Genomic DNA, 11,919 nt, shown 5'->3' with positions numbered 1-11,919 from the left:
TTTTAGCCACAAGTGTTACAAAAAAGCTTGACCACAACAATCGGTTCTAATGGTATCCACATTCAAGTCCTGCAATTCCTTTGTCAGATAACCGCTGATTGCCTGCATCCTTGCTTCAATCGCTTCTTTGCTGTTATTCCATGTGTAGTAGGACTTCGCAAAATTCTTCACGAAATTTTCTATCCCGGTGGTGTCCTGCAAGCGAAGCTCTATGATTTCTTTTTCATGGGTCGTGTGCTGGTCGATAGCAGTAAAATTCTTATACACTCCAAAGCTCACGCTTGCGATAAGCACCACCCACAACGCAATCACGGTTTTCTTATGTGTGCCTACCTTAACAGTACGCACCTTTTTTTCTTTTGGTTCTTTGATAGTTTCTGTCTGTTTCTTATTCTTCTTAAACATATTTTTCAAGTCCTTTCTATTGTTTTACTCGTCCTGCACCGATTAAGTGCTGTTGCCAGTAACTACTACTTAGGTCTGCATATCCTATCGGGTCGCCTGCATGGTACATCTGATTATTTCCTACATAAATGCCGACGTGGGTTACATACGAACCAGCGTTATAGGTAGAATGGAAAAATACCAAGTCCCCAGCCTTTGCCTGCGAGAGTGGAAGATGTTGGGTAGCGTCATACTGTGCTTGTGCTGTTCTCGGTAAGGAGATACCAGCTTTTCCATAACACCATTGCACAAGTCCGCTACAATCAAATGAAGTGTTCGGGTTACTGCCACCATACACATATTTCCAGCCTTGATATTTCAATGCTTCATTCATAATCGCTTGTGCCGTCGCATTATCAAAATGTGCCACGGTCAGATATTGATTGACTAATTCCACATAGAACATATTTCCATAGCCATACCGCCAGCCCCCATTCTTCGCAACGGCTATCGGGTTGGTGTAGGTTACTTTCTTTCCACCCGACTTCTCACGGGCGAAGCTCTCTGCAAGGTTAAAGGTATGTTTCTTTCCTTTTCCTGCCACATATCCCACATAACCACCGCCATAGTTATAGGACTGTATCGCTACATTCAAATCGTCGATACCTTGATTTTTGCAGGAAGAAAGCAGGGACGCAAAATACTTACACCCCTGCTTGATTGAACTTTCCGTATCTAAGGAATTAGGCGGTAAACCAAGACTTTCCGAACTCTGCATGACATCTTCTGCCGTACCGCCACTTTCTACTTGAATAATAGCCAGCAACACGTTGACATACTCGGAGATACCATATTCTTTGGCGTATTTTTCCACCATAGGCTGATGTTTCAAGACTTCTGCGGATAGGTTCATACCCGTAATGCCAGAAGAAAAGTTGCTGTTCTCGTCGTCGCTGTCCGCACTAATCAAGACACCAAAGAACAACACCAGCGAAAAGAGGATAGGAAACAGACTGCCAATGATAGCGATATGTTTCAGTTTCATTTTTTCTTCTGTCCTTTCTTTGTTACAAGGTTACGGTTCTTTTCGGTATGTTCCGTTGTACGCTTTGATTGTTCAAAGGTCTGTGTCTTTGTAGTACGCTCTGCTTTGTAATTCTGGCGTGTTTCCTTTGATACCACTTTTTCTACATTCTGCCTATGTACTGGCTGTGCAGGTTGGGTCGTTTTCTTATCAGAAGCACCAGAAGATAACGGACGCTCTTTCACAACATTTGTCTTGACTGGCTCACTTGCTTTCGGAGTTGGAGCTGTGGCAGGGCGTTTGACTTCCTGCATTTTTTCCGCACTCGATTTTGGAATGGTTGAAGCGGTGGCTGGTCGCTCATGGGGACGGGTAGCTCCCGTTGTCGCTGATCCGTCAGCCTTTCGCTGTGCCTGCCTTGCTTCTTGTGCCTTTTGAAGCTCCATACGCTTATCAGCGATATTCTTCTTACGCTGTTCCTGCTTTTCCAAGCGTCCCGACTGTCTGGACTGCTCTTCCTGCACCATGCCACGCTTAAAGTCGGACACGCTGGACTTTGCCTTTTCCTTTGCGGAATATACCGCATAAGCGGTCTGTGTCGGCATATCCTTGATATTCTCTTTGACAGCGTTTGCCTTGTCTTTCACTTTATTTTTCGTATCTAAGACAGCACCTACCTTTGAGCCTGCACGTTGTCCCATGCTGGAAGTGGTATTGCCCCGATTTTCTTTAGAAGCTGTATTTTTTCTTTCCGCTCGTTTGCCAGCAACGGCACTTCCAGCTACCGCACCAGCGACACCGCCCGAAATACCGCCAGCACTTACCGCCCTTGCAATACGGTGTTCCATACGCCTAGCCCGATGTCGCATAAACAGATACGGTCTGCGGAAAATTCTTCGTCCCATGCTTTGACTGTCGCCAGCATTAAGTGAGAACATACTCATTAAGTCGCCCAGTTTCATATAGATACCAGCAAAACACACTATCTGCAAGAACGCCACCATGAAAAACGGATAGTCCGTGGAGATGTTATAAAACATACTGGAAATGCTGAACGCCACCGTTACAATGAGCGTAATTCCTGCCCTTGTCATAATGGTATTAAATACCCTCACGATTGCCTGCTTTGCCATGCTTTCATAGCTCGGTATCATAGAGAGCAGGAAACTAATAGGCAGGAACATAGCGAAGATAATAAAAAGTATCTGGCTAAATAACATCATACCCGTAAGCAAGAATACAAATATCGTGATACCCAAGTTGAAGAACAAGAGGAAGAACACCATACCCAAACGATTTACCACCTGCGGTATCGTCAGATTGTTGTTGTCGTTGTCCTCGATTTCTGTTTTCACGACTTCCTCTCTGGTCTTTCCGTCCTCGTCCTCTGGGCTTGCCGATACGAGAGCTTCGACACGGTCTGTCCCGATTTCCTCTGCGTTACTGTTACCAAATTGAAGCAAGAGCCACGGCTGTTGTACTTGAATAGAAAATAAGCTGTCCCGTATCAAGTCCACGCTGTCCTTACCCTCACTGTCAGAGTTGGGGAGCATGATTTTTGTTCCTAAATCCAAAGAAGCGGTACTAATATCACTTGAAAATTCATTTATCTTTTTGATGTAGTCGGGAGCGTAGGCAATAAACGAAGCGGACAGCACAAACACCACAACAAAGTTGATAACAGCGTGAAGTGCCTTGCTCGTTTCCCTTTTTATCAATCCCGTATAAGCAACATAAAGTCCCACCACTAAGATAATGAGAAGCAGGAAACCAACATAGAAGCCAGAGCTGGAAAAACCGTTCTGTGTTACGCCTGCAAGGGTCTGTATGCTCTTTCCGATACTGTCTGCCATATCGTTGATAAAGTCCAGTTTATAGGCTTCCTGCACCACATAGCCCGTGGCATTGCTTAAATATAAACTGATAGTCCAGACAAAGTTGGTAATACAGTAAAGCCCGTACTGTACCGATTTTCCAATCCCGTCCAGCCAGTTCCACGGCAACCACGACCAGCTATTATCTACATAAAAATCAAGCTGGTAGTTGGAAAGGGGATATTTTGAATATAGATTTTCTGCGTTTATGGTATCGTCCACAAGCCCCGTCGCATGAGCCACCGTCCCCAGAAGTGAAAGCAGGATAAGGGAGAGTGCCACCACGAACAGAGCCATTTTGAGAAAGTGGAAAATCTTCTTTTTTGTGAACGCACCTTTTATCCTTTCTTTCATCACTCCACCTCATTTCTCTGTACGGGCGGTCTGGTATCAAAGGCGTGTAGCAGTTCTTCAAAAACGGGGTGTATCTGTACCACACCGACACGCCCGTATAAGTCCTGCAATAAGCATTGTCCGTTCTCCAAATCACGCAAGCGTTTCTGGTTGTTTTCGTCGTCCTTGTCGATACCGAAAAATTCTAAGGTCTGTTTTATCTCGTTGATGTCAGTAGAACGAAAAGCGAATTTTAAGCCGATATTGTTTTTCAGACTTTCCTTTGAAACATCATAGGCAGACTGGGTAACAAAATAAACGCCTGCCTGCATAGCTCGTCCAGCACGAACCAGCTTGTTAGAGAGCGTTTCTCCTTGTGCCACATTTAAGAACGCCCACGCTTCGTCAAGGTCTACAATCTTAAAAATACTTCTGTCCGAATGGATAAAATCAAGGGCAAAGGTACTAATCACAATCAGCATAGACACCGACAATAATTCAATGGTCGTGTATTCCTCAAAAGTGGTATCTTTATCTGGCAATACTAAGTCCGCTACTTGAATGATATTGAGCTGGTTATCCAGACTGATAGCATTTTCTACCGTACCGTCTGAAAACAGCAGGTGTGCAAAGTCGTAGTCCGTGAAGCTGTCGATATGGTCTGCGATATTTCTTGATATGGGCGTATCTTCACGGCGTAGCTCGTCTATCACATGGAGCAAGCCCCGACTGTCACTCTGGGTAACGGAGCGAACCGCTTTTCGTAACACGGGGAATTTTTCGCCGTCCCTAGAGGAAATACCCGTTAAAAATGTCAAGATGTCGATTGCCAGACTTTCAGCATCTTTGACATTCTTCATAATCACAAACGGGTCAAGAAGTCCTGCATTGTCCTTGTCGCTGGTAAGGTTTACGATATTGATTTCATGGGCGATTTCTGGGAGCGTTTCTTTCCAGTTGCCACGCTCACTTTTGGGGTCTAAGATAACCGCTTGTCCCCCAAAGAGAACGGAGTAATACACCAGAAGATTGTTGCAGAACGACTTCCCACCACCAAGCGAACCGACAAATGCAGAAGCAAGGGCATTTGTAACTGTGCCTTTTACGCCTTGACTGGCAAGGGACGGTTGCAGGTACACATTTCTTCCCGTATCAACGGAATAGCCCATATAGATACCCGTAGTTTCCCCTAACTGCTGGGTTGCACCAAAACCAAGCCCTGCAAGAAAATCTGATTTTACATACTGCACATAGTCATTGATATATCGCTTGCTGGCAGGAAGAAATTCAGAATGAAGCCCCAGCATATCCCCAGCAGGACGCACCAGCTTTACATTGAGGTCGTCGTAAAAGTCCTTGACTTCATCACAACGGCGTTTTAATTCGTCCAAATCATCAGCCGATACACGCACTACATAAGAGAGCTTATACATACTTTCTTTTGTCTGGTCTAAGTCTGTTTCCAGCTCGTCCACGCTGTCTAATGCGTCCACTACATTTGAGCTGGTTTCACTTCCTGCTTGATAGGCGTGGTTATCAAGGTCTTTCAATTCCTTTTTCTTGTTTCTTACTGTCGTTAATGCTTTTCGATTTTCCACGATTTCTACATTCATAGAAGTATCAACGGGGAATGTGAATTGCTGTTGCTGGAAATAGAAGATTTCAGACGACGGAAAATCAAGCTCCCCGACAATCGCATTGACGGTAAAGTAGGACACATAGCTTTCCTTGTCCTCATGTTCCAATCGTAAATACCGCTGGCTTTCCTCAATCACACACCTTGTCGGGCGGATAAGGTCGTAGTATTTTATCAGCGTTTCTTTCTTATAGTTTTTCTTTGGTAGCTGGTACTCATAATCTTCATAGGCGATACCGTCCCTGCCGTAAAGATGTTCCATGAGATACCCAAAATCATGGATTTCCAAGCGACGCACCTTAAAGCGACGGGAGATTTTATTTTCCAGTAACTTTTCCATTTTCATGTAACGGTTGATTTCATCATTCGGCATGGAAACGAAGTCATTCATCAGCGTGTGGTTCACTTCATGGAGAAATTCCGTAAATGTCAGCCACGCCGATTTTTTGATGTTCTTCAGATTGAGCTGTTCTTCCGTAACCATGAGCTTAAAGCCAAGAAAAAAGCGGTAGTCCACTTGATTGTCCCCAATCATAGATACTAACGCTTCGGTCTGTTCGTCTATTTTCTGGCAGGCAACTTCCTTTAATTTTCCCGTTACCAGCTTCTTTGACTGCTCCTGCATACTTCGTATGGAGCTTTCTGTGGCAATCTGCAAGGCATGAATTTTACCCTCACGGGACTGTGCGATTAGTTGTCGAAAGCTGTCATGCACGATAAATTTCTGCTCTGCGGATAAGAAAGAATAGTTGTACGGTATCAGCTCATAGTAAGCGAACACCTCATTGTCCTTGTTCCAGACAAGGTTATTGTCAATATATTTTATCGGGAACATAGTTCACACTCCTTACTGCCGTGATTGTTTCATTCAAGGTCTGCTTATGCAGTTTTACGGCTTTTCCTGCATAAGTGATTTTCGGTCGCAGGGCATAGGTTATCTGTGATTTCAAAAAGCTGTACGGCTTCTTTCCGTCAAAGGTTTTCTGCGACATAAACCAAGTGAGAGCAACGGGAATACCAAAGTATTTGAGAAATGCTCCCTCAATCATGGAAAGTGGGGGAATATCCCCAAACAAAATGATGATAAATTCCGTAATCACAAACCATGTAATCTGTGTAAAAGTAACGGGAAAGGGCAAGTTAAAGTCATTGATTGCATACAAGACTTTTTCCACGTTCCAGATACCCGTATAAGATTTAATCTTTTTCAAGTTCTTTCAACTCCTTTCATAAGTTCTAAATGAGAAAAGGACAGCCATGTTTCAGACTGTCCCTTAAAAGAGAAATACGCTGTCAGTAGCAACAATGCTTGTCGCTGATCTTCCAGCGTTAATATGGTATCTCGCACATACCTCGGCTTGTTTCAATAAAGCAACCGCCCATATCCAAATCTCGCCCGTAGGCTTCATAGTCAATGTAGTTCTGTAAGCTGGGTGGAATGTCGCCAAGTGCCTGCAATTCGTCTATGTAGTAGTAGGCAACATCTGTCATGGTTTCACAGTCGGGATAATAGTAAATATCGTCCTTATGTTCCACGACTTCTTCCAGCGTCCCATAGTGGCTGATAAATTCGTCCAGACACTCTGCGATATAGTCTGGAAGTTCCTCTATCATTTCATACATTTCATTGAGTTCTTCAATGGAAACATACTCGCCAATCGCAATGGGGAAGTTGTCAGTATCATGGATAGCGTATTCCTCGTACTGTTCATTCAAGCCGATTTTTTCTTTTACATCTTCCTCGTCAATGGGAAATGTGAACCAAGCACCGACTAAATAGCCCTCATTGTATTTGCCAAGATTAGCAATGTAAACCGCCATATCATCAATCATAAGCACCACCTCATTTCCTACTCTGGCAGTTCAAAGACGCTGTGTTCTGTTACAAGATAGCGTCTATTTTCCAACAAATGAGAAGCGTAGGCTTCAAAGTCAAAGTAATATTCTTGACAGTCCTCGGATAAATGTTTAAACGTCGGGTCGTTCATCAGCTTTTGCCTTGCAACATCAATCATGCTTTTACAGTCGTGATAAACGGTAATTACGTTCCTGCAAATATAAAGAGCCTCTAAGTTCTCATATACGGTCAAAAGTGCTGTATATTCTTCCTGCATATCGCTGGAAAGCTGGTGGTACATATAATCTAATTCGTTGAGTTGGTACACACTTGTATGTTCGTGGACTTCATCAGCATAAGGCAACACCTTTTCGATAATGCGGTAATCCCCACTTTCTGCACCGACACCTAGCTTTTCTTCAAACTCAGCAACATCTATCGGCAGGTCGAACCAGTACGACGTTGTTTCTTTGCCAGTTGTTCCTTTCGTTTCCACCAGCACCTTTGTTTCCTGCATTGTTCCTCACGTCCTTTCTGTTGTTTCATCACATCTTTTAATGTCTGATACGACATACCAAACACATACTTTGAAAAATCTTCTAACTGTCTTTCTTTATAATCGGCAGGGTTTAATCGTTTCATTTCATGCCACACCTTACGCTTGTAAAAGGGCAGGTCGGAAATGTATTCACAGCCGACTTTTGCCTGCATATCCCTAAAAATATCGTTCATTTCATCACTCCAATCTGAAATTTTAGGTAAGAAAAAAGCAGTCAATCCTAAGACTAACTACTTTGTGTGTATGGATATGAAATTGTAATAACGGAAGGTTACAAGTTAAATTTATTACAGCAAAAATGCAGATATTCTTTAACCGATATTTCTTTACTATGCAAAATTCCAATAACAACAAATATAACTTCTGCAACTGTAAGATAACAATCTTTCAAATCAAAAATAAACAAGGTCGGTATCTGTAAAAAATCTAAACTCCCTCCCCAAAACAACTTATCAATCAGACTGCATAAACTTCCAGCTATCCCACAAATCATTATTACTTTTACCCAAAAACTTGTGCGTGATTTTTTTGTCTGATATAACATATATCCTGATATAAAGAGGAATAAAACAAGAATATTCAATAAAATTGTAACAAATGGACTTGATAACAATTCAAAAAAATTCCCACCATAAGATAAACGTGTATTTAATTCTGGATTAAATCTTAAAGTTTTAATCATTATATCAAACTCGCATTTCATAAATAATTTAGAAATCACTATTTTAACAGTCTGGTCAATTATTACCAATAACAATATAGGAATAATGAAAGGCTTAAATTTTTTCATCAATCATAGCTCCTCTCAATTCAAAGTTGTTACATTCTTCAATATCCACATTATAACATTCTTATATCAGCACTACAATATAATTTTATGCACCGATAATCTTATTGAACAGCTCTAACAGTACATCTTTTACACCGCCAGCATTGAATACTAAACCAACGGCAACAAGGGCAACTACCAAGAAACCGATGAGCTTTGAAAACTCACGTTTGAACCCTAAGTAGATACCGATAACCACAATCGCCATAAGCACTAAGCTTTGGGCGTTGCTTAAAAACCATGTATATAAATTTTGTCCGAAATTCATATTATTTGTCCTCTCTTTCTTTGATTTCTTCCATGTATCTATCGGCTTCTTTGCCAACATTCAAAATACACATCAAAACTATACCAATACCCATTCCCATAGATACCAGCAGTAAGTCTTTTCCTAATTCCCACATTTTTTATCACTCCTAACTTTCCACTAAATCTTTTGCAGGGGTCGTCTGCTGTTTGATTATCATTTCATGCTTTTCTGTGAGCTTTGCCTGCTGTTCGATTGTTTCCATGTAGTCTGTGCCGTTTCCCTTATCAATCTTTTTCAGCATTTTCAAGGTTGGTGCTACCTGCCTTTGTACCCAACGAAGCGTGCGGTCTAAGGTGTAAGGCTCTGGTTTTGTCGTCAGCTTCAAGCTCTGTCTGTTATCACCGATAAACCACGCCCAGCGATCGTTGAGTTTCCAGTCATTTTTTCGCTTGTCGGGTTCTTCATCAACAAACCGCACATATTGATTGATGATAGAAAAAGCGGTCTGCTCTGCGTCATAATAGGTCAGCAAATCTCGTACTGCATAATAGGCTCGTTCATTTCTAAGCCGTATCTCAAAACGGTTGATAATGTCGGCTTCTTCCAGAGGTGTCCCTAACTTGACGTACTGCTCATAGTCCTTTTCATAGATACAGAAATACACATCTGATTTCAGCGAACCAAGATAAAGGGTACGTCCCATATATTCTCTATCGTCCTCTCTGTGCTTGATAAGCTCGCCCGACTGATAAAACTTATAACTTCTGGACTTTCCGATATATTCCCGTTTTCTGCATTTTTCCGCAAGCTCTGGAATATCCAAAATGCCCGTATGGTCGTTGATAGCAAGGTCGATACGCTTCATCACGCCACCGTCTACGAGTGCGTCCATGAGAAAATCATACCAGCTTCTTTGCTGTGCCAGCAGGTAACTTTCAAACTGCCTGCAACCACGCCCCTTTAACTCCAAAAGGACACCTTTTTCTTCGTCAGCCGACGTATAGATAAAGATGTCCCCTAAAGAGTAATGTTCCGTATAACTGTAACGCCCGTAATCTTCATGGAGCATATAATTGATATTCAGTTTTAATATGTCTTTGATGATGTGCTGTATATCCAGCGTGGGAAAACGAATTTTTACATAATCAAACAGCAGGGTAAGCGGTGCTTCTGGATTGAACCTTGCCAGTTCCTTATACAGAGTTTCTAGAAGCTCCTTTGACGGCTTCATTTTTCCACTTTCTATCTTGTTGAGATATTCCCTTGTGATACCAGAAGCCACCGCCAGTCTGCCTTGTGAGATACCGTAAGCAATCCGTTTCTCCCGTAATTCTTTTATCCATTGTTCTTCATTCAGAACCATACCCCCAATCTGTAAAGTGTGAAGTTTTTTAAGGCGACTTCACAGCCGATTTTTGCTAGGAAACCATGCCAGAAGCCTTATGTTTCCTATGTTTTTTGTCTATTGTCTATTTGCAAACGTACCCCTCTGTTAGATACCGAGGGGTTTTACCTGCTGGCGTGGCTTACGCCACACCAGCAACGGCTAGTCCGTGCCGTCGCCTTTCGCTTCGCACGTCGCCGTCCCGTCCTGCCTTGCTTGTGCAAGAGAGCCGATAGTCTGCAAAAAATCATGTCCTTTCGGGACTAAAGGCGTGTAAAATTCGCTTATAACGCTTGTTCCCACATCACAATAGCCACGCCCCTTGATACGCTTCTGGAAAAACTGCTTTTTCACATCTGAACCAAACAGCATACCGTAACCTAATTCGCTGATACGCCCCAATCCCACACGGAAGTTGAAGTTATCTCTGATACCGTCCGAGAAATACTTTGCGTCTGGACGCTGGCAGGCAACAATAAGGAAATAACCTGCTTGTCGCCCTAACATAACGATTTTCTTTAACTGGCTAAGTAAGCTCACGCTTTCTTTTGTCCCAAGCATTTCAAAAAATGCTACATATTCATCAAAGATAAGAAAGCAGGGTGGCAGTCCCAGATAGGCGTAGTTTTCGCCCGTCTTATAGTTCGGGTGTCGCTTCATTTCCTCACTTCGCTGTACCATGCCCTCATAAAAGGCATTGACGCAATCAATCATTTCTTCTTTGGTGTGATACACATTTCCCATAACTGTCCCCAAGTCTGCAAGGTCAGCGTTCTTCGGGTCTAAGATATAAAGGACAGCGTTGGTATGCAGTAAAGCTTCAATGAGCGTCAGCAGAAAATAGGTTTTACCGCCACCAGTCCCACCAGCGATAAGAGCGTGAGGGAGTGCGTCATATTCCCAGACAAGATTTTTCATCAGTCTAAGACAGCCTTTTTCTGCCCGTACTTCATCAATGGTAATGCGGTTCGCTATCATATCATAAAGCAGGGTATATTCGATATAGCCGTCATGCAGAGTCTTGTCGGTCAGCTCGCAATATAAGCCACTTTCCAATTTATCCTCTAACCGTAAAAGCTGGTCTTGATATTTCCCCAGTGTAATTTCACAGCGGATATGAAGCAGTCCCTTTTCCATTTGATAATAAATCTTTGGAAACCAGACGATTTTTTCCCTTGATCTGCTTTGCAGGTCAGTAAAAAAACCGCTGTCTTGTACGGTATCAGCTTCATACCACTTGTTTTCCAGTATCATTCTTGCCAGCTTTTGACGGTGCAGGAGCTTCTTGAAACTGTCGTAACAGAAGCGGTAATATAGAAAAGCGACCAATGCACAAACACCAGTCGCTATCAGTATGGTTATGAAGTTATAAGGAGAAAGCGTCAAGCCGTTCTCTAACAAGCTGAAATGCTCCCAATCGGTACGCATGAGCTGTTTGATATTCAGTAGCAAAAGAACCGCCACGAATACAAACAGAAGCGTCCCTATGGAAAAGTGATAGACAAGGTGCTTGTCGCTGGCTCTGATACGGTGTCCTTTGTTCCAAATCTTTTGCATAAATCAATCACTCCTTTCTAGGTACGAAAAAAGCAGTCAATCCTAAGACTAACTGCTTTTTCATTACCATTCATTAAAAATCTTCTGAGTCCAACACTTTATATCCAGCCTCAATTAACGCTTGTGCAAATAGACCTTGACCTTTTATCAATTTCCCCGTAAAACTACCATCATAAATATTCTTGACTGCACAAGTTGGGCTTCTTGATTGCGCTGATTGTCAAGGTAGTTGTCAGTAAAAATTTATATTCT

12 protein-coding genes and 2 pseudogenes are annotated in these 11,919 nt (G+C 42.5%); all 14 read right to left on the bottom strand.

Annotated elements, in window-relative coordinates:
* Positions 1 to 39: 39 nt before the first annotated feature.
* Positions 40 to 405 (bottom strand): annotated as a pseudogene (locus DW826_RS16635) (conjugal transfer protein); the annotation flags it as partial.
* A gap of 16 nt (positions 406 to 421) precedes the next feature.
* Entirely contained in the window at positions 422 to 1,429 is a 1,008-nt protein-coding gene (locus DW826_RS16630) for a bifunctional lysozyme/C40 family peptidase (RefSeq protein WP_009243519.1), read from the bottom strand.
* On the bottom strand, positions 1,426 to 3,636 hold the full coding sequence (locus tag DW826_RS16625) for an MFS transporter (RefSeq protein WP_009243520.1): 2,211 nt from the start codon (positions 3,634 to 3,636) through the stop codon (positions 1,426 to 1,428). The genes DW826_RS16630 and DW826_RS16625 overlap by 4 nt, the downstream gene beginning before the upstream one ends.
* Entirely contained in the window at positions 3,636 to 6,086 is a 2,451-nt protein-coding gene (locus DW826_RS16620; RefSeq protein WP_009243521.1) for an ATP-binding protein, read from the bottom strand. Before DW826_RS16620 ends, DW826_RS16625 begins: the two co-directional genes overlap by 1 nt.
* Complete coding sequence (locus DW826_RS16615) at positions 6,064 to 6,462, bottom strand: conjugal transfer protein (protein WP_004843362.1); 399 nt, start codon at positions 6,460 to 6,462, stop codon at positions 6,064 to 6,066. Before DW826_RS16615 ends, DW826_RS16620 begins: the two co-directional genes overlap by 23 nt.
* 118 nt (positions 6,463 to 6,580) lie before the next feature.
* The gene (locus DW826_RS16610; RefSeq protein WP_009243522.1) at positions 6,581 to 7,084 is read right to left on the bottom strand and encodes an antirestriction protein ArdA; all 504 of its coding nucleotides are present in this window, start codon (positions 7,082 to 7,084) and stop codon (positions 6,581 to 6,583) included.
* 17 nt (positions 7,085 to 7,101) lie between these two features.
* Positions 7,102 to 7,605, bottom strand: coding sequence for an antirestriction protein ArdA (locus DW826_RS16605; protein ID WP_009243523.1), 504 nt, complete (start codon positions 7,603 to 7,605; stop codon positions 7,102 to 7,104).
* Positions 7,524 to 7,820: a conjugal transfer protein gene (locus DW826_RS16600; protein WP_083816214.1), complete on the bottom strand. Its 297-nt coding sequence runs from the start codon at positions 7,818 to 7,820 to the stop codon at positions 7,524 to 7,526. The genes DW826_RS16605 and DW826_RS16600 overlap by 82 nt, the downstream gene beginning before the upstream one ends.
* Before the next feature lie 98 nt (positions 7,821 to 7,918).
* On the bottom strand, positions 7,919 to 8,437 hold the full coding sequence (locus tag DW826_RS16595) for a signal peptidase II (protein WP_009243524.1): 519 nt from the start codon (positions 8,435 to 8,437) through the stop codon (positions 7,919 to 7,921).
* An 85-nt stretch (positions 8,438 to 8,522) separates the two neighbouring features.
* Positions 8,523 to 8,744: a hypothetical protein gene (locus DW826_RS16590; RefSeq protein WP_006354966.1), complete on the bottom strand. Its 222-nt coding sequence runs from the start codon at positions 8,742 to 8,744 to the stop codon at positions 8,523 to 8,525.
* Position 8,745: 1 nt separating this feature from the next.
* Positions 8,746 to 8,880, bottom strand: coding sequence for a DUF3789 domain-containing protein (locus DW826_RS16585; protein WP_009243525.1), 135 nt, complete (start codon positions 8,878 to 8,880; stop codon positions 8,746 to 8,748).
* Between the two features lie 12 nt (positions 8,881 to 8,892).
* Entirely contained in the window at positions 8,893 to 10,089 is a 1,197-nt protein-coding gene (gene mobT / locus DW826_RS16580; RefSeq protein ID WP_009243526.1) for a MobT family relaxase, read from the bottom strand.
* A 183-nt stretch (positions 10,090 to 10,272) separates the two neighbouring features.
* On the bottom strand, positions 10,273 to 11,667 hold the full coding sequence (locus tag DW826_RS16575) for an FtsK/SpoIIIE domain-containing protein (protein ID WP_009243527.1): 1,395 nt from the start codon (positions 11,665 to 11,667) through the stop codon (positions 10,273 to 10,275).
* 73 nt (positions 11,668 to 11,740) lie between these two features.
* Positions 11,741 to 11,878 (bottom strand): annotated as a pseudogene (locus tag DW826_RS16570) (DUF523 domain-containing protein); the annotation flags it as partial.
* Positions 11,879 to 11,919 lie beyond the last annotated feature (41 nt).

The sequence above is a fragment of the Clostridium sp. AM34-11AC genome, assembly GCF_003435375.1.
GTDB lineage: Bacteria > Bacillota > Clostridia > Lachnospirales > Lachnospiraceae > Pilosibacter > Pilosibacter fragilis.
Note: the sequence above shows the minus strand (reverse complement) of the source record. Positions and strands in the feature narration are given on the sequence as shown.

Bases quoted from the DNA above. Each gene is read 5' to 3' on its own strand.
- DW826_RS16630 (WP_009243519.1), bottom strand. From the start codon at position 1,429: ATGAAACTGAAACATATCGCTATCATTGGCAGTCTGTTTCCTATCCTC.
- DW826_RS16625 (WP_009243520.1), bottom strand. From the start codon at position 3,636: ATGAAAGAAAGGATAAAAGGTGCGTTCACAAAAAAGAAGATTTTCCAC.
- DW826_RS16620 (WP_009243521.1), bottom strand. From the start codon at position 6,086: ATGTTCCCGATAAAATATATTGACAATAACCTTGTCTGGAACAAGGAC.
- DW826_RS16610 (WP_009243522.1), bottom strand. From the start codon at position 7,084: ATGATTGATGATATGGCGGTTTACATTGCTAATCTTGGCAAATACAAT.
- DW826_RS16605 (WP_009243523.1), bottom strand. From the start codon at position 7,605: ATGCAGGAAACAAAGGTGCTGGTGGAAACGAAAGGAACAACTGGCAAA.
- DW826_RS16600 (WP_083816214.1), bottom strand. From the start codon at position 7,820: ATGAACGATATTTTTAGGGATATGCAGGCAAAAGTCGGCTGTGAATAC.
- DW826_RS16595 (WP_009243524.1), bottom strand. From the start codon at position 8,437: ATGAAAAAATTTAAGCCTTTCATTATTCCTATATTGTTATTGGTAATA.
- DW826_RS16590 (WP_006354966.1), bottom strand. From the start codon at position 8,744: ATGAATTTCGGACAAAATTTATATACATGGTTTTTAAGCAACGCCCAA.
- DW826_RS16585 (WP_009243525.1), bottom strand. From the start codon at position 8,880: ATGTGGGAATTAGGAAAAGACTTACTGCTGGTATCTATGGGAATGGGT.
- mobT (WP_009243526.1), bottom strand. From the start codon at position 10,089: ATGGTTCTGAATGAAGAACAATGGATAAAAGAATTACGGGAGAAACGG.
- DW826_RS16575 (WP_009243527.1), bottom strand. From the start codon at position 11,667: ATGCAAAAGATTTGGAACAAAGGACACCGTATCAGAGCCAGCGACAAG.